Below are 16,324 nucleotides of genomic sequence, written 5' to 3'. Positions count from 1 at the left end.
GGCGCGCGCAGACATGGCGGCGAGTTGTCAGGCAACGCTTGCCTGGCGTTCATTGCCGTGGCATTTTGTGAACTGAGCCCGCAGCCAAGCTGCTCAGAATCTCGAAGCCCGCCGGCCGTGATCACGGCGGCGGGTTTCGCCATTTCTGGGGTAGACATTGCTTATGCGTTATCCCCCTTTTTCATGTCGAGCATCCGCTCGACGGCTCTAACCGGCACACGCAGCAGCTTTCCGATCCTGATGGTCGGAATATCTCCCCTCTTCGCTGCCGCGTAAGCGCCATTTCTAGTGAGTCCGAGAATGGCACCGGCTTCCGGCACTCGATACACGAGGCTGGGAGCTTTTTCATTTTTCGACACTGTTCGTCTCCTTGTATGGTGGTGCTACACCACTATAGTCACTTTATCTCGTCTCACAACAAAAAGGTGGTAGACTCCCACTAATTTCATGGTAGTGTCGGCACGTCATGATTGGTCTGAAGTCTTATCTGCCGAAATTGGAGACGCTGACGGGGCTGACTCGTGAAGTGCTCTATGAGCGGCAGCGCGCGCTCGTGAAGTGTGGTGCTCTAGAGGCGCAGCCAGGTCGGGGGCCAGGAAGTGGAGTCAGAGCAGACGCGCGATCGGTATCTGTTTTTTTGATCTCACTTTTATCTCACGACACTCTTGTCGACGCCTCTAAGGCAATCGATTTCGGCAGATTGAAGAGTGATGTGGGTCGGTGCGACCTTACCGACAAATTCTATTTCAAAGATGTGCTGGAGGCGATTTTAAGCAACGAAAGAATTGCCGAAAAGGTCTGGGCGGTGATTGTTCAGCGCGAACAGCAGTCGGCGTCCATTCAGTTTCGCGGCAGACACCTTAAGTACGCCACAAGTGGTTTTGCAACTAGAGCCATAGTGAGGGTGCCTAAGCTGATGATAGAACCCTCAATCACGGCGACACTTTCAAAGAATTTCATCCTTCAAGTCGCGAAGGATATCGCGGAATTTAGCGAGGAAACCAAATGAAAGGTCACATCAGAGAGCGATCGCCTGGTCACTTCGCCATCATCCTCGATCAGCGCGACCCCGCCACCGGCAAGCGAAAACGGAAATGGTATTCGTTCGAAGGCACCAAGCGACAAGCGCAGATCGAGTGCTCGCGTTTGATCACGGAAATCAGAAGCGGCAGTAACGTTGAGCCCTCAAAGATCACTGTTCTCCAGTTTTTGGAGCGCTGGCTCAAGCATGTGAAGCCAAACGTTTCACCTAAAACCCACGAACGCTATGAACAGATCGCGCTGAAGAATATCGCCCCGCTAATCGGCGCCAAACTACTTCTCAAACTCAAACCGATCGAGATCAGCGAGGCGTATTCTCAGGCGCTGGAAAGCGGTCGCTGTGACGGCAAGGGCGGTTTGGCGCCGCGAACGGTCCATCACATGCACCGAATTCTTTTCTCAGCGCTGGATCAGGCCGAACGCTGGAAGCTGATCGCCCGCAATCCGGCCGCTTTGCTGGAGAAGCGCGACCGCCCAAAAATAGAGAAAAAGGCCGTGAGGACGATCGACGCGCCGGCGACGGCCGACGTCTTCGACGCGGCGCGAAAGCGCCGGCTGTTCATTCCGCTCGTCTTGGCCGCTTTTTGTGGCCTGCGCCGCGGCGAGATTACCGCCATCCGCTGGCGCGCGATCGATCTGGATCGCGGGCAGCTGGCAGTGCTCGCCTCAACCGAGCAGCTGGACGACGGGACCATTCGAGAGAAGGAAGCAAAGAGCGGCCGCGCCCGGACTGTCGCCCTGCCCTCCCTCGCCGTCGAGGAACTGCGACGCTGGCGCCTCCTTCAGGCACAGGAGCTTCTGCGGCTCGGTACCAGGACTGATGACGATTGGCTCGTCGTCACCCAGGCGGACGGCTCGGCGCTTCAGCCCCGGAGCCTCACGCACGTTGTGAGCGCGTTCCTGAAGGAATGGGGCGTCACGCTGAAGGGTCTGCGGCATAGCCACGCCAGTCACATGCTCGCTTCCAACATCCACCCCAAGATCGTCCAGGAGCGCCTTGGCCATTCCAGCATCGCGATCACGATGGACATCTATAGCCATTTGATGCCGAATATGCAGGGAGACGCCGCCGACGCGGTTGACGTGGTGCTTCGTGCCGCCATAAACAGGCGCTCCAAAGACGTTGGGTAGCAAAGCGGTAGCAAATGGCCATTTTTAGCCTCAGTTGCTTCTCAGATAGCTGAACAACATCAATGGTTTGGAAGGGTGGCCGAGTGGTTTAAGGCACCGGTCTTGAAAACCGGCGTGCCTGCAAGGGTACCGTGGGTTCGAATCCCACCCCTTCCGCCAGTATATTGTTCTCCCTTGTTCGCACTCGTTCGGAATTCACAGCAAAATCAGTAGGTTCATCGGAAACGCTGTACTCCGCGGTTCGCCGGTGTTCTCGCTAGTCAGCTCGCTGACCGTGGTTTTTGGCCGTGGGTTCGGAGGACGGATTTTACTGGAGAATGATGTGGCTGGACGGCTTAAGTCTCTTGACGTTGAACGCGAAACCAAGTCCGGCAAATATGCCGACGGCGATGGGCTCTATCTCATCGTGAATGGGCCCACATCCAAGAATTGGTCCTACCGATATTGGAAACACGGCAAAGAGCGCTGGCATGGCCTCGGATCCTTCAAAGAGGTGTCGCTCAAGGAAGCGCGTCTCGGTCGGGATGCAGCGCGGCTGCGCGTGAAGGGCGACAGGAACGTGCCGGGTGTGGACATCGTGCAGGAACGTCGGGCGGCACGGCAGGAGCTCAAGGCCGCCGAGATCAACTCAGTGCAGCCGACGTTCGAACAATGCGCCGAGGCATACATCAACGAGCACTGGAACAGTTGGAGCAAGAGACATCGCGACCAGTGGCCGTCGTCACTCAAGCGCTACGCCTATCCCACCATCGGAAAGCACACGATCGCAGAGATCAAGCCAAGCCACATCCATGATCTGTTGAAACCCATCTGGCTTGAGAAGCGGGAGACAGCCAACCGCGTCCGCGGCCGCATCGAAACGATCATTGCGAAGAATGTCGACGTTGACGACAAGGATTTTCGGAATCCGGCCGAGCTTACCAAACAGCTACGGGAGAAACTCCCGAAGCGTTCAAAACGGGTTGTCCGCCATCATCCGGCGTTGCCGTATGTCGAGGCTGCTAAATTCATAATCAGGCTTGCGGAAGCCGAAGGTACGGCCGCGGCGATGTTGCGGTTCCTTATCCTGACCGCGTGCCGCACAAATGAGGTCGTCGAGGCGCGTTGGTCCGAGATCGACAGGCCAAGCTCGATCTGGAAAATCCCCGGCGAGCGCATGAAAATGGATCAAGATCATCACGTCCCTCTGGTGGATCACGCGATGAAAATCATCGATCAAATGCGCGATGGCCGCCAGAGTGATTTGATCTTCACCAACCCTGAGGGCGGACAGTTCTCCGAAAACGCGATGCTGGCGGTGCTCGACCGCCTAGCAATACAGTTGCCTTTTGTGAGGTTTTCTGAATCCATGGGCAACCATGATTCGAACATCGTGGACGCGGACAGCGTCGATTGAAGAGACGCTTGCGTTGTGGGCGGCGTCGCTTCGGGAGATCAAGAAGCGGATACGTCCATTGTTCGGGCAAGAGCGTGTTGCGAAGAATGCTGGCTTGTTTCTGGAAGGTCTGCTTGGAGATGAGCAACGCAAGACTGGTTGGATGCGCGCTGAGGCCGCAGGCGATCCTGGTCCATGGCGGCAACAGGCGATCCTGGGTCGCAGGGATTGGGATGCGGATGCCTTGCGCGATATCGTCCGCGATTATGTCATCGAGCATTTGGCGGACGATGACGCGGTCCTCGTGATCGATGAGACCGGCTTTCTCAAACAGGGCAAAGCGTCGTGCGGCGTGGCGCGTCAGTACACTGGTTCGGCGGGCAAGATCACGAACTGCCAGATCGGCGTCTTCGCGGCCTACGTTTCGTGCCACGGTCATGCTTTCATCGACCGCGCGCTGTATCTTCCGAAGGAATGGACCGACGATCCAGATCGACTGAAAGCCGCATACGTGCCCCCCGATACCGGCTTTGCGACCAAACCAAAGCTTGCGACGAGAATGATCGCACGCGCCATAGCCGCGCCTGTCCCGTTCAAGTGGGTTGCAGGCGATACGGTCTACGGTGTCGGTGACATTGAACAGCAACTGCGTCGCGCAGGCAAAGGCTATGTCCTGGGGGTCAGCAGCGCGCATGTATTTCGATCCTGGGGCAAGCGTCGATCGGTCGCCGGCACGGCTGCCGACATCGCCCTGACGCGGCGTGCGTCCGACTGGAAACGCCTGTCAGCAGGGGCCGGAACCAAAGGACCGCGGCTGCATGATTGGTGCTATCTCGAATTGGCCGACCTGGCCGGAGAACCAAACGACGAAAATCCGGGCCTTTGGACACGCGGTCTGCTGATCCGTCGTCGTATCGCCGATGGCGATCTCGCCTTCTTCACCACCTGGTGCCCAGCGGCAACATCGATCGAAACACTGGTGGGGGTCGAAGGCCATCGGTGGGCAATCGAGGACAGTTTCGAGACCGCCAAGAACGAGTTCGGGCTCGACCACAACGAGAGCAGATCCTGGCACGGCTGGCATCGCCACGTTTCCATGGCGATGCTCGCCTTCGCCATGATGGCGGTGATCCGCCATCGCGCCAATCCGCCGGCGCCAAAAAAAACCAAACGCCGAACCACGGCAAGGGTCAAACCACAGCCACGCCGTCGTTGATCCGATGGTCGATCCAGGAAGTCCGACGCATTGCCGTCAGGCTCGCGCGAAAGCGGATACAACCCGCACACATCATCGCATGGTCACTCTGGCGTAGAGCTCATCAGGCGGTCGCTCAGCGAGCCCACTTCAAAGCAAAACGGCAACTGTAATGCTAGGCTGCGGACACGTCACCGTGCATGGCTTCCGCTCCACCTTCGCTACATGGGCCGAAGAATGTACAGACTACCCGGACGGTGTGCGGGAGGCGGCCCTGGCTCACAAGTATAAGTCGGAAACCACAGCAGCGTATCAGCGTGGCCAAAAGCTCGAGAAACGACGTGCGCTGATGCATGATTGGGCCGACTTTCTGTCCCAGGCGAATGTCGTTCCTTTTGAGAACAGGGCTGGATAGGCGGTCGGACTCGCCAAGGCCAGATCCTACGAGCTGGATGAACTCCTACAACATCGCGAAGTTCAGAGCGACCCATCGCCGCCCAGGAGGCGGTTGGGCTTCTCACACGCCGCCCTCGTCCCGGAGCCGCGCGAGGCCGTGGTGAACCCCACGGCGCAATTCTCGGATGCACGTACTACGCGTAAGAGTGTGAGCTCAGTCAACCAGCATCGATGCGGTGACCATCGTCTCAAGCACGCGTTGAGCGCCAAGCGTGGTGTTAGCGAGTGAGTGAGTGAGTTCTCTACCGGTGAGCTATCGCTGAAAGTTGGTGACGGCGGGAATCGGAAAGGCGGCATATCGTGGGGGTGCTTGACGCCTCCACTTCTCCACCGAAGGAGCGATATGCCGTGTCCAACGATAACATCATCAAGCTGATTCAGCCAGCAAACGTCGACGATCAACTCACGGAAATCTTGCGTACTGGGGCACGTGTTCTGTTGGCCCAGGCGGTCGAGGCCGAGGTCGCGGACTTTCTCGGCAAGCATGCCGATTTGAAGACCGCAGACGGCCACCAGCGGGTCGTGCGCCACGGTCACCTGCCGGAGCGCGAGGTGATGACCGGTATCGGTCCGGTCGCCGTCCGCCAGCCGCGTGTGCGCGATCGCGAGGCGGACGCTACCGACCCCGACCGCATCCGGTTCTCGCCCTCGATCCTGCCGCCCTATATGCGCCGCTCTAAATCGATCGAGACGCTGCTGCCGATCCTTTACCTGAAGGGTATCTCGACCGGCGACTTCTCCGAGGCGCTGGCAGCACTGCTCGGCAAGGATGCTGCCGGATTGTCGGCATCCGCCATCGGCCGCCTGAAGGACGGCTGGCTTGACGAACACACCGCGTGGCAGAGGCGCGATCTGTCGGCGAAACGTTACGTCTACATCTGGGCCGATGGCATCCATCTCCAGGCACGCCTCGAAGACGAAAAGCAGTGCATCCTGGTGCTGATCGGCGCGACGCCGGAAGGCCGCAAGGAACTGGTCGGCTTCACCGATGGCGCCCGCGAGAGCGCGCAGGACTGGCGCGATCTGCTGCTCGATCTGAAGCGGCGCGGGCTCGACGTGCCGCCGCGGCTTACCATCGCCGATGGCGCGCTCGGGTTCTGGAAGGCCGCCGGTGAGGTCTGGCCGAAAACGCGCGAGCAGCGCTGCTGGGTGCACAAGACCGCGAACGTACTCGCCAAGTTGCCGAAGAGCCAGCAGCCGAAGGCCAAACGCGCGTTGCAGGAGATCTGGATGGCCGAAACCAAGGCCGCCGCCGAGCTGGCGTTCGACGCCTTCATCGCGAGCTACACGCCCAAATACGAGAAGGCGGCCGACTGCCTGGGCAAGGATCGGGACACGCTACTGGCGTTCTACGACTTCCCGGCCGAGCACTGGAAACACCTGCGAACGACCAATCCCATTGAAAGCACCTTCGCTACCGTGCGCCACCGCACGATCCGATCGAAGGGATGCCTGTCCAACAGGACGGCGCTCGCGATGGTCTTCAAGCTGCTCGAGGCCGCGCAGAAAAGCTGGCGTCGTCTCGATGGCCACAACCAGTTGCCAAAACTCGTTCTCGGTGTGACATTCAACAACGGGATCGAGGTCATCGCTAAACCCGCTGACCGTCAGCCCATAACCGCCGCCGCCTGACCGGCCCGGCCGTCACCAAAAATTGGCGATAGCTCCTACCGGTGGAGGACTGGTTCTCCACCGATGGGGGATGGGTTCTCCATCAATGGGGCACTGCTTCCCCATCAATGGGGAACTGGTTCTCCATCAATGGGGCACTGCTTCCCCATCAATGGGGAACTGGTTCTCCATCAATGGGGCACTGCTTCCTCATCAATGGGGAACTGGTTCTCCACCAATGGGGCACTGCTTCCCCATCAGTGGGGAAGTCAATGCTGTATTGATGTTTTCCACAACTTCCTTTTATTTGTCGCGCGCGACGAGTTTACAGACGACCGTTCTTTGCTGTTCCTGCGAATAGGCCAGAACAAAAGGAACGCAGCCGATGTCAACAAGTCGAGCAGAGGCAATCAGCCCAGGTCTTAGCGAGGGGCGCCCGATTGTTGCGAGCGTGAACGAGACCATGGTCGCGCTGAAGATTGGGCGCGAGAAAATCTACCAGCTTCTGAATTCAGGCGAGCTGGAGAGCTACCGCGAGGGCGGCTCGCGGAAGATCCTGTGGCGCAGCATTGAGGCTTATGTGCAGCGCCGGCTTGCCGAGGAAGCCAAGCGCCGCGGGAGCGCCGCATAACACGCAACCGGCACCAATGCGCTTGGCAATCAAGCCAGCGACGCAAACCCGAATGTTGTTCGCCACCGGCTGGTCCGGTCTCACTCTTCAAATAGGACGCCAGTCGACGCGATCGAGTCGGCGCCGTCGAGGAAAGCTCGCGCTAGCGTTTAGAACATGCTGATGCCCCCAGACATCGAAGAGGAGGATGTCCTCACTGATGAAGCTAAGCGCGAGGAATACGAGCGCGTAGCCGCGCTACAATGTGATGAGATGGTCCGCAGGTTTGAGCTCGCAGATCCCCGCGATCGCTGGCGCCACACTGGGGAGCCGCGGCCGGTGGAAGGCATGAAAGACTGCCGGCTGGTTGAGACCAGGGCCCGCCCTGAACAGGTCGATGTCGAGCTGCCTGATGCGTTGCCGCTCACAGTCGACGGTTGGCGCAAGCGTGATTTGCCGGAGCCAGATCTCCTTCTGGGTTCTTGGATATCGACCACCAGCCGCGTTCTGTTGTCGGCCGCCACGGGACTCGGCAAGAGCAATTTGGCGATCGCATTAGGCCAGCATGTCGCTGCAGGAAAATCATTTCTGCACTGGAAAGCCGGCCGCGCCGCCAAGGTGCTCTATATCGACGGCGAGATGTCCCGCCGCCTGTTGAGGCAACGGCTCCTCTCCGAAGCCGATCGGCACGGTCACGACGTGTCCAACTTCTATGGGCTTAGCCGTGAGGATGTCCCGGGCTTTCAGCCACTTAACTCGCCGGTCGGCCAAGCTTGGATAATCAAACAGATCGAGCAACTAGGGGTCGAGCTAGTCATCTTCGATAACATCATGTCCCTTACCGTCGGGGATATGAAAGAGGAGCTGTCGTGGACGCAGACCATGCCGCTGGTATTAGCCCTCACCGCCAAGGCGATCGGACAAATCTGGGTCCACCACACCGGGCATGATGAGACCAAGGGCTACGGCACTAAGACCCGCGAATGGCAGCTGGACACCGTCATTCATCTCCAGTCGGCAAAGCGCCGCGATACTGACGTTTCGTTCACGTTGTCGTTCAGAAAAGCCCGCGAGCGCACCCCGTCGACCCGCGCCGACTTTCAGGACGCCAAGGTGGCGTTGGTGAATGATCGATGGGAACACGAAACGGCCGAGGCAATTCGCTCCGGCAAAGTCTCCCCGCGTACTCAAAGGGCGCTGGACGCACTGATCGCCGTGCTGACCTCCGACCAAGCCAAGAACCCTTCAGGTAATAGGCGGCCCGTGCATCGCGACCATTGGGCATCGGAGTGCAATGCGCAGGGATTGATCGATCTTAAGGGGAAGCCGAAGAGCGCGCGAACTCTCATGAACACGTTCCGACGCGAGCTGGCGTCCGCCAACCTGATTGCCTACGAAGGTGATATGCAATGGTTGATCGGTTGAGGCGAATGCTGTTTTCTGACCATTTTTGCGTACTCGAAAACAGCCCAAAAACAGCCAATCTCGTACCCGCATGGAACAACGGGAAAACACGTCGGAACAGGAGAAAACAGTCCCGAAACACGTTCGAAACACCCGAAACAACCTCTATAGAGGAAGCGAAATTGTTTCGCATCCTTGCGCGGCCGCGCCGCTTTAACCGCACCGGAGGCGGTTACCTCATCGCCAATTCGATAAATAATTCTTGGCTGTCCACCAACCCGAAGCGACACGTTGAAATCAGCACCGACGCCAACAAGGCTCACAACAGCCAGTTCGTCCCCGTAATTAAGATGATCAAGTCTTGGAACAAGGCCCATGGCAGCTTCTTCAGGTCATTTCACATCGAGGTGCTGGCGCTAGAGATTTTTCACGGTGTCAGGATCGACGACTTCCCGTCCGGCGTCCGCTTCTTCTTCGACAAGGCCCGGAGCGCGGTCAGGACGCAGAACAAGGACCCGGCGGGGTACGGCGACGACATCGGTCGCTACATCACTCAAGGAACCGTGGATGACGCTACCAAGCGGTTCGAGAGCGCCTACGGCATTGCCGTGAACGCTGAGATAATGGCGAACCGTGGAGAAATCCGAGGCGCGGTCGAAAACTGGCGGAAACTCATGCCCTACCACTTCCCTGCCTATGGCTGAGATCACAACCGGCGAGCGGCCCGCCTCAAAAGCCCTGGAAGAGATCATCCGCGAGGCAAAGCGCCTTGAGGAGAGTACCCTCTATTCGATGAAGGGCCACCACGTCGCGTCCAACGGTTGGTCGCGCCGAAACTTGTGGCTTGGTCTACCGGTGGTGATTATTTCCGGCCTGGTCGGCGCAACGACGTTTTCGCAATACGCCGAGATCTACCCTGCTGTAAAAGTCGCGGCCGGGCTGCTGTCAGTTGCAGTCGCAATTCTCTCCGGCATCACTACCTTCCTCAATCCGAACGACAAGGAAAGCGCGCACCTCAGCGCCGCTCACGGCTTCGATAAGCTCAACAACAATGCCCGTCTCTTCTGGTCAGTCGATTGTTGGCAGGAGGCATCCGACTTTGTCCTGACCTCGCAACTCAAGGAGCTGGTAGAGCGCAAGAACGAACTCAACAGCAACAGCCCGCAAATTCCGAGCTGGGCCTACAGGAAGGCGAAGGCCGGCATCGTCGCGGGTGAAGCTAAGTTTGTCGATCACGATGGAGGCGGCCTTCTGCGTCGAGACCCTGGAAGATGCCTTGGCTCGCCACGGCAAGCCGGACATCTTCAACACCGATCAGGGCTCTCAGTTCACCGGCGCGGCGTTCACCGGCCTGCTCGCCAGCAATGGCATCGCCATCAGCATGGATGGCAAAGGGGCCTGGCGGGACAATGTGTTCGTCGAACGGCTGTGGCGCAGCGTCAAATACGAGGAGGTCTATCTGCGAGCCTACGAAACCGTCGGCGAGGCGCGACATTCGATCGGCCGGTATCTCGACTTTTACAACGGCCGACGTCCTCATTCGAGTCTTGACGACATGACCCCGGATCAAGCCTACTTCGATCTTCCGCCGCTCCGCGCGGCGGCCTAACCTCGGCAGAGGCTCCACTTATCGACGCGGAATTTTTGTTCAGACAACCGGGGCCAGCTCAGATGGCCGACGCTTCGAGTCCGGATCACTACATTTTACACTGTGTAAGAAGGTACGCGGCTGCCCTGGCCGAATTCCGATACGCCGATGACAGCGACCAATCCCGTCTTCAAAAAAAAATGCATGACTCGCTTGAGGCATGTAAATCAGAAGTCGAGGCAGAGAAAAGCCGGCGTGAGAGCCGCTTAGCATCTGACATTCGGGGCAATGTTCGGGAGAGAAAGCCGCTTAGCCGAGCGATAAGCGGCTCCGAAGCAGAAGCAATCCGCAATTTTTACGCTATACCTCCTGCGCCACTACTCGATACTCTTTTAGGAGCGGAGTTGATTTCGCTAGGTGACCTTTTCGAAGGGTGGGCGCAAGACAACAGGCTCGACCCACGGACAATGATCGAACTATTGGGCTGGTCCGATGGGATGCGTATCCTGGTTCAGGCAGTCGGAGACGAATACGCTCCTCTCCCTCCTCAAGAAGGCGCTCCCGTCCCATTGAGGAAATTCTTGGCAACCAAAGCCGCGGGACAATCGGTTGGCCTACGGCGTCTAGATCGGCAGGAAACGCCCCGAATTGCAGAAGCGCGATTTCATCCTTCATTTGATCCTAAAGCCCTGCTGCGCGTGGTAGCTGGCCGCGATGGCACTACCGTGGAATTGACTGGTGCTAAGAGCACCTTTGAGGGCCGGTTCACTCATAAGGCTATCGTCTCGCCCGATCGCGCATCCCGGTTTTGGACCGAACTGGACGCTATGTTGCGGGTGCCTTTCAAAATTGAACAGACTCTAGGCTTCGACGGAATCACGGTCAACGTCCAGTGTCGAACACCAGTGGGTAGCAAAACCTTTGAGGTATGGTCACCAGGATCTGAGACAGACGCAGGAAGACTTATTATTTTAATTTGCAGTCTCGCTTCAGACGTTTTGTCTGACGCTTCGGCAATCGAGTGCCTGCAGAACCTGCAGAGCCATTTGCTCGAATAGGTGTCGAGGCGGTTTTCCCGATTTCGTTCTGCCATCAAAGTGCGCGGGACTGCGGAGCAGCCATCCTCCTCAGCTTCACCAGTAAAGCTACGCAATCATTTGGCTTTCAGGAAACGAGGCAATCGCAATTGCCAGAAACTACGGTCAAAAGCTACGGCAGACGGTAGTTCCACCTGCCTAGCTGGGGTTCCACCCATGCAGAGCCCGCACCGTTGCCGGCCGCGCACGCAGCACTAGAACCCGGTCCGCCATCGTGATCGCTTCACCGATATCGTGGGTATGCGAAGCAATTCAGCTCCGCCGAGTTGGTGAACAGGTGGTTCGATGGATTGCGTGAGGCCAACGCCTTGGAAGAAGCCTGGCACCAGGAAGCGGCGGTCGAGTGATCTTACTGCAAGGCTTCGTTTCTCAACTGTTCGGCTTTATCGACGTTGTGATCTCCGGCATACCGATCGTAATAGGTGGAAGCCTCTGTTGTGTAACCGCCCGTCTTCTCGCAGTCGTCATTGAGACGAACAATCTCAGCTTTGAACTTCTGAATGACGGTTAGGTCTTTGTCACTCATCCACTCTCCGTGTTTCGGAATAAAGGCGTTGAGCAAGTCCTCTAGCGTTTCATTTTCAAGGCTGGCGGCCGGGTTGTCATTTTGTATACGCTTTGTCCACGCCGTAATCAGATCCGAATGCGCCACAACGAGACCGCTGGCAACGCTAGGATCTCTTGCCTGATGCAGGTCATCCTCGGTCTTCAAATCGGCATGCTTGGAAAGAAACCCGGCGACCTCGGCCTCCACCGCCTGGGCGAGAAGGGCACGCGCCCCATCGCGCAAAATGTCGGTGAGTTGGTCGCTGAAAGTTCCTGGCTGAATCAGTTTTACGACGGTATCCTTAGACACGGCATATCGCTCCTTTGGTGGAGAAGTGGAGGCGTTGAACACCCCCACGATATGCCGCCTTCCCGATTCACGCCGTCACCAACTTTGGGCCATAGCTCTCTCTGGCCCGCGACAGCGGCAAACCCGAGGAGTTGTGCAAGGACGTAAGCGCTCTGACGAACTCTGCTGGAGGTCAATTGATCTACGGCATCGAGGAAGACAAGGCGGCCGGCAAGCCGTCAAAGGTCGATGATGGCGTTGTTGACCCCAAAATCACGAAAGAATGGATCGAGCAGATATTGAACTCCAAGGTCCAACCGCGGATGGATAGCGTTCGTATCGAGCGCATCGATATGGAAACTGGCAAGTTCGGTTATGTGATTACCGTCCAGCAATCCCAAATCGGGCCTCATCAGGCTCCCGATGGGAAATACTACAAGCGGTTCAATTTCCAGTCGGTACCGATGCATGACTACGAAATCCGCGACATCATGCGTCGCTCGACGACTCCCAATCTCGATGTGACGCTATCTCTGCCTCAGGGAAAAAAGTGCCAACTTGAGTTTCCCCCTCATCAGGAATTGTCGAAGCCAGTATTGCTCGGCGTGACGGTCAGCAACAAATCTCCCACCCCGGCTTATCACACGATAGTCGAGGTGTTCGTGGATGATATTTTGCAGGTGCCTTTCTCAACCCAATTTACACAAGCGGGCGCCGCTAAAGACCCGCTAGGTCGTAAATTCAGGATCTACCGCTGGACGCTATCGTCTCCACCAGGCTTACCAATTTTCCAGGGTGCTAATCACGAGAGCCATTTTGGACAAATGCCGCTGCAATTCCATTCCTCGCTGCTCCACAGCTCGATAATCTACTTGGAAACAGACGTGCGAGCGCCCGGTGTTTCAAAACACGAGAAGTGGGCATTTCATTCCGATGGCGGAATTTTGACCCTGCACGATCCGAATAGTCACTTCGTTAGGACCGCTTGATGTCCATTCTCAAAGACCTGCGAATGCTGTCCAGAAAACAAGGCAGTGTCGAAGATATCGCAGAGTTCACCAAACAACTGCACAATGAGTCAAATGATCGGGGCGCCGCGCTTCTTGCGGTCACGAACGCGGACGTAGCCCTATCAGCTGCGCTCTACCAACGGCTAAGGATTGGCGAAGCCAAGAGAGAAGAGTTCGACAAGCTGGGAGGTCCACTAGAAACGTTTAGCCAGCGCATCATGATGGGCGAAGTTCTGCAGATATACGGTCCCGACACTAAATATAATTTGGACTTGCTTCGCCTGCTTCGTAATACGTTCGCCCACGCCCATATTCCCGTTACATTCGAGACCAAAGAGATTGCTGCGTCGATCCAATTGTTTAAGCCGCTGCCGCTAAAACTACCTCATGCCGTCGGCGCTGACGCAAAGCCCGTCCCCGCAGGCAGCCGCGACCGATTTCTCCACCACTGCGAGATTGTCACTCACAACCTGGGCGTCTGGGCGTTTTATGGCGTCCTTCCCGTATCGGAAGTGCATTTACCTCCAGGTTATTTTGCGTTCAGTCAACCCAAGCCAATGCCTTAGCTTGAGAACCAGTGCCAATGACCGAACCCCACTTCATCAATCACAGCCAAAGTCCAACTCACGATCCGTAGGAATGGTGGCACTGCTCCTCTTCCCCAAGCTCGCCGCCGACCGCACTGGATCAGCCATTGCAGACTATATCGAAACACTTCAGGGAAGGGTCGACCTGACGGCAGGATGTCGTTAGAACTGCTGCTCAAGATTCTCGCGGGCAGCAGCCGGCAAGCCTCCGCCCAAGTGAATCAAGCCTGGTTCGTTGCCCTGTGAATAGCCGGGAGAAGCCCGGCAATCTGCGGTAGATCCGTGGTCAGTATGTCACCGTTGGCAAGCACGATTCGCAGAAGAGAATGCATCCGCATGGTGTCTAAATTCCCTCCAGAAGAGCTCTACCGTCGCATCGGACGGATCATTGAGGAGTGTCCTTCGTTTGCTGGGATTTCGAACCTATCGGCAGATCAGTTGACCTGGCTCGGCAGAGCCGAAGCTCTAATCGCGGTTTGCGGTGACATGCTTATTCAGGCTGAGTTTGCTGCTGCGAGGGCGACGCTCGCTCAATCGACAATGCGCCAGTCCGGATTTCAGGATTTGATGATGGCGCTCTATCGAGCGCTGGCCAAGGCAGAGTTGGCGGCACCTGCAGGAGCGCAAGGTGCATTTATCCCTGTCGGTGGCAGCTTCGATGCGTATGCCGCCTTAGCGAAAGTGTTCTCACAGGCCCAATTCGATTTGCTGGTTGTGGATCCTTACATGGACGACTCGGTCCTGCTAGAATTTGGCGGCGCGGTGCCTGAGACGGTGACGCTCCGGTTGCTCTCAGACCAAGCCACAGCGAAACAGTCGCTCGAGCCTGCCGCAAAAAGGTGGAAGGCACAGTATCCTAACCGCAGTTTGCAGGTGCGATTGACGCCAGCGCGGGGGCTGCACGATCGCGTAATACTGGTTGATGGCAAGGAGGCATGGACCATCACTCAATCCCTAAAGGATCTCGCAAAGCGGTCGCCTGCAGAAATTGTACGCGCAAACGATATCGCAGCGCTGAAGATCACGGCCTATGAGCAAATCTGGACCACTGCAGGAGTGCTGGTTTAATGGCCGATCAACAAATAAAAGTCGGAAGCGTAGTTCAACTGAAATCTGGCGGCCCGCTTATGACGGTTAGTGAAGTTGGCCAAGGTCAAATGGACGACTACATGAGCGCTTGGTGCGATTGGTTCATCCAGGACAAGGCCCCATGGAAACAGGAGCACGGCGTCTTTCCCATGACTTCTTTAAAGCTGATCGAACCATAAGCGGCCCTTCTCATGAGGGCTGCTCCACACAACATGGGGCAACACGCTCCTTTCGGATTTGTTCGAAGCAGAATTACTTGAATGGTCCGTGGTAGCCTTGCGGAGAGCCATGAAGACTATCGTCATAGTCTTACTTTGCGCGCTGGTTAGCACCACAGCTGATGCAGAGACGGTCGGCTCGAAGCGGAAAAGCAGCAACGCCGCTGAATCTGCTACACGTTCCCCACCTCACCGCGTACATAGGGCCAATGCAATACGCCACTGACAGACCGTTCGCCGAACCTGAAGCAGCCGCGCGCAAGCTGGTCGAGATTGCGCACGCCGCCGAGAGCTACATGGACGGCCGAATACCCATTGAGATCATCAACGCCCCCTTCCTGAAGGCCGGAGGCAGCCCGTGTGAGTATGGCGCAGGCCTGCAGGTTGCCATCGCCAAGGGCTGGCTTTGGCGCCACGAGAGCGGCGTTTACGTGAAGTTCACACCGGCGGGCGCCGAGCTGTTTGCCCGAGACCGGTTGGCAGCGTCGTTTCTTCGACCCGATCCCCCTGCCCGACGGCCGGAAGCTGGTGACGCTCAAAGATGCCGGCGAATAGATCCAGGCCCTACCGGCGGCCGTGCAGAAGACGGAGCCATGGCAGACCGCAACGCAAGCGCTGCTGGTGGTGGTCAACGGCAACGGCGATCCCATGCTCGCCCAGATCGGAATGATGCTGGCGCTGTATCCGCCCGGCGAGAAGGTTTTCGACAAGTCGCGGAAGGACCCGCACTGGGGCAAGCGCAAGCTGAAGCGCGATCAATGAAAGAGGCCGCCAACTGAGGCGACCTTACACGCCGAAGCTATGGCGGATTTGGCGCGCCATGGCGAAGGCAACGTCCGTGTAGCGGCCGTTACAAAAATACTGGTCTATCTGACTAACAATTGTCAGCGCCAGTGCGGCTATGGCGGCACCTTTGAGCATGACGCCGTGATCGTGCGCCGTCGTTATTAACGATTGGTTACTGTTCCGCTCTGCGAAATAGGCCACTAAGCAAAAGCCCGGCAGTCGTGACTGCCGGGCGGGGCGCAGAATACATCTAAGGAAACGGCAATGATGGCAGCCTAGGATCTCATTTTG

The 16,324-nt window shown here is 57.5% G+C and carries 16 protein-coding genes, 1 tRNA gene and 3 pseudogenes; 17 read left to right on the top strand and 3 right to left on the bottom strand.

Going from position 1 to position 16,324, the window contains the following annotated elements; translation table 11 throughout:
• Positions 1 to 161: 161 nt before the first annotated feature.
• Positions 162 to 359 carry a helix-turn-helix domain-containing protein gene (locus NL528_RS23560; protein ID WP_309176842.1) on the bottom strand — a complete coding sequence of 66 codons (198 nt, stop codon included), beginning with the start codon at positions 357 to 359 and terminating at the stop codon, positions 162 to 164.
• Positions 360 to 466: 107 nt separating this feature from the next.
• Between NL528_RS23560 and NL528_RS23555 the strand changes: the two genes are divergently transcribed.
• From NL528_RS23555 to NL528_RS23505, 12 genes and pseudogenes are all read left to right on the top strand, one after another.
• A complete protein-coding gene (locus NL528_RS23555) occupies positions 467 to 1,009 on the top strand; it encodes a hypothetical protein (protein ID WP_309176841.1) in 543 nt (180 codons plus the stop codon).
• Positions 1,006 to 2,172, top strand: coding sequence for a tyrosine-type recombinase/integrase (locus tag NL528_RS23550; RefSeq protein WP_309176840.1), 1,167 nt, complete (start codon positions 1,006 to 1,008; stop codon positions 2,170 to 2,172). Before NL528_RS23555 ends, NL528_RS23550 begins: the two co-directional genes overlap by 4 nt.
• A 69-nt stretch (positions 2,173 to 2,241) precedes the next feature.
• A tRNA-Ser gene (locus NL528_RS23545) sits at positions 2,242 to 2,331 on the top strand.
• A gap of 163 nt (positions 2,332 to 2,494) precedes the next feature.
• Positions 2,495 to 3,568 (top strand): integrase arm-type DNA-binding domain-containing protein, encoded by a 1,074-nt coding sequence (locus tag NL528_RS23540; RefSeq protein WP_309176839.1) that lies wholly within the window; start codon positions 2,495 to 2,497, stop codon positions 3,566 to 3,568.
• The gene (locus NL528_RS23535) at positions 3,531 to 4,763 is read left to right on the top strand and encodes an IS701 family transposase (RefSeq protein WP_309176838.1); all 1,233 of its coding nucleotides are present in this window, start codon (positions 3,531 to 3,533) and stop codon (positions 4,761 to 4,763) included. The genes NL528_RS23540 and NL528_RS23535 overlap by 38 nt, the downstream gene beginning before the upstream one ends.
• Before the next feature lie 783 nt (positions 4,764 to 5,546).
• Positions 5,547 to 6,830, top strand: a complete 1,284-nt coding sequence (locus NL528_RS23530) for an IS256 family transposase (protein WP_309176837.1) — start codon at positions 5,547 to 5,549, stop codon at positions 6,828 to 6,830.
• A gap of 442 nt (positions 6,831 to 7,272) precedes the next feature.
• Positions 7,273 to 7,440 (top strand): helix-turn-helix domain-containing protein, encoded by a 168-nt coding sequence (locus tag NL528_RS23525; protein ID WP_309176836.1) that lies wholly within the window; start codon positions 7,273 to 7,275, stop codon positions 7,438 to 7,440.
• 162 nt (positions 7,441 to 7,602) lie between these two features.
• The gene (locus NL528_RS23520; protein WP_309176835.1) at positions 7,603 to 8,844 is read left to right on the top strand and encodes an AAA family ATPase; all 1,242 of its coding nucleotides are present in this window, start codon (positions 7,603 to 7,605) and stop codon (positions 8,842 to 8,844) included.
• 161 nt (positions 8,845 to 9,005) lie between these two features.
• Complete coding sequence (locus NL528_RS23515) at positions 9,006 to 9,527, top strand: hypothetical protein (RefSeq protein WP_309176834.1); 522 nt, start codon at positions 9,006 to 9,008, stop codon at positions 9,525 to 9,527.
• Positions 9,520 to 9,990: pseudogene (locus tag NL528_RS47185) on the top strand (SLATT domain-containing protein); the annotation flags it as partial. The gene NL528_RS23515 and the pseudogene NL528_RS47185, both read left to right, overlap by 8 nt.
• A 58-nt stretch (positions 9,991 to 10,048) precedes the next feature.
• Positions 10,049 to 10,432: pseudogene (locus tag NL528_RS23510) on the top strand (transposase); the annotation flags it as partial.
• Between the two features lie 62 nt (positions 10,433 to 10,494).
• On the top strand, positions 10,495 to 11,469 hold the full coding sequence (locus NL528_RS23505) for a hypothetical protein (RefSeq protein WP_309176833.1): 975 nt from the start codon (positions 10,495 to 10,497) through the stop codon (positions 11,467 to 11,469).
• A gap of 736 nt (positions 11,470 to 12,205) precedes the next feature.
• On the opposite strand, the pseudogene NL528_RS23500 reads toward NL528_RS23505, so the two are convergent.
• Positions 12,206 to 12,412 (bottom strand): annotated as a pseudogene (locus NL528_RS23500) (IS256 family transposase); the annotation flags it as partial.
• Between the two features lie 128 nt (positions 12,413 to 12,540).
• Between NL528_RS23500 and NL528_RS23495 the strand changes: the two are divergent.
• The 5 genes from NL528_RS23495 (at position 12,541) to NL528_RS23475 (ending at position 16,009) form a co-directional block, all read left to right on the top strand.
• The gene (locus NL528_RS23495; protein ID WP_309176832.1) at positions 12,541 to 13,332 is read left to right on the top strand and encodes a hypothetical protein; all 792 of its coding nucleotides are present in this window, start codon (positions 12,541 to 12,543) and stop codon (positions 13,330 to 13,332) included.
• Positions 13,332 to 13,919, top strand: a complete 588-nt coding sequence (locus tag NL528_RS23490; RefSeq protein WP_309176831.1) for a hypothetical protein — start codon at positions 13,332 to 13,334, stop codon at positions 13,917 to 13,919. Before NL528_RS23495 ends, NL528_RS23490 begins: the two co-directional genes overlap by 1 nt.
• Before the next feature lie 357 nt (positions 13,920 to 14,276).
• A complete protein-coding gene (locus NL528_RS23485) occupies positions 14,277 to 15,008 on the top strand; it encodes a phosphatidylserine/phosphatidylglycerophosphate/cardiolipin synthase family protein (RefSeq protein ID WP_309176830.1) in 732 nt (243 codons plus the stop codon).
• Positions 15,008 to 15,208: a DUF2158 domain-containing protein gene (locus NL528_RS23480; RefSeq protein ID WP_309176829.1), complete on the top strand. Its 201-nt coding sequence runs from the start codon at positions 15,008 to 15,010 to the stop codon at positions 15,206 to 15,208. The genes NL528_RS23485 and NL528_RS23480 overlap by 1 nt, the downstream gene beginning before the upstream one ends.
• Before the next feature lie 615 nt (positions 15,209 to 15,823).
• Positions 15,824 to 16,009 carry a hypothetical protein gene (locus tag NL528_RS23475; protein ID WP_309176828.1) on the top strand — a complete coding sequence of 62 codons (186 nt, stop codon included), beginning with the start codon at positions 15,824 to 15,826 and terminating at the stop codon, positions 16,007 to 16,009.
• 24 nt (positions 16,010 to 16,033) lie between these two features.
• Here NL528_RS23475 and NL528_RS23470 read toward each other — a convergent pair whose 3' ends face one another.
• Positions 16,034 to 16,168: a hypothetical protein gene (locus tag NL528_RS23470; protein ID WP_309176827.1), complete on the bottom strand. Its 135-nt coding sequence runs from the start codon at positions 16,166 to 16,168 to the stop codon at positions 16,034 to 16,036.
• Between the last annotated feature and the right edge of the window lie 156 nt (positions 16,169 to 16,324).

The sequence above is a fragment of the Bradyrhizobium sp. Ash2021 genome, assembly GCF_031202265.1.
GTDB lineage: Bacteria > Pseudomonadota > Alphaproteobacteria > Rhizobiales > Xanthobacteraceae > Bradyrhizobium.
The sequence above is the reverse complement of the archived record's forward strand: the minus strand, read 5'-3'. Positions and strand labels throughout refer to the sequence as shown.

What these genes read in the sequence shown, in the direction of transcription:
- NL528_RS23555 (WP_309176841.1), top strand. Translation starts at nt 467, where the DNA reads ATGATTGGTCTGAAGTCTTATCTGCCGAAATTGGAGACGCTGACGGGG.
- NL528_RS23550 (WP_309176840.1), top strand. Translation starts at nt 1,006, where the DNA reads ATGAAAGGTCACATCAGAGAGCGATCGCCTGGTCACTTCGCCATCATC.
- NL528_RS23535 (WP_309176838.1), top strand. Translation starts at nt 3,531, where the DNA reads ATGATTCGAACATCGTGGACGCGGACAGCGTCGATTGAAGAGACGCTT.
- NL528_RS23525 (WP_309176836.1), top strand. Translation starts at nt 7,273, where the DNA reads ATGGTCGCGCTGAAGATTGGGCGCGAGAAAATCTACCAGCTTCTGAAT.
- NL528_RS23520 (WP_309176835.1), top strand. Translation starts at nt 7,603, where the DNA reads ATGCCCCCAGACATCGAAGAGGAGGATGTCCTCACTGATGAAGCTAAG.
- NL528_RS23505 (WP_309176833.1), top strand. Translation starts at nt 10,495, where the DNA reads ATGGCCGACGCTTCGAGTCCGGATCACTACATTTTACACTGTGTAAGA.
- NL528_RS23490 (WP_309176831.1), top strand. Translation starts at nt 13,332, where the DNA reads ATGTCCATTCTCAAAGACCTGCGAATGCTGTCCAGAAAACAAGGCAGT.
- NL528_RS23485 (WP_309176830.1), top strand. Translation starts at nt 14,277, where the DNA reads ATGGTGTCTAAATTCCCTCCAGAAGAGCTCTACCGTCGCATCGGACGG.
- NL528_RS23480 (WP_309176829.1), top strand. Translation starts at nt 15,008, where the DNA reads ATGGCCGATCAACAAATAAAAGTCGGAAGCGTAGTTCAACTGAAATCT.
- NL528_RS23470 (WP_309176827.1), bottom strand. Translation starts at nt 16,168, where the DNA reads ATGCTCAAAGGTGCCGCCATAGCCGCACTGGCGCTGACAATTGTTAGT.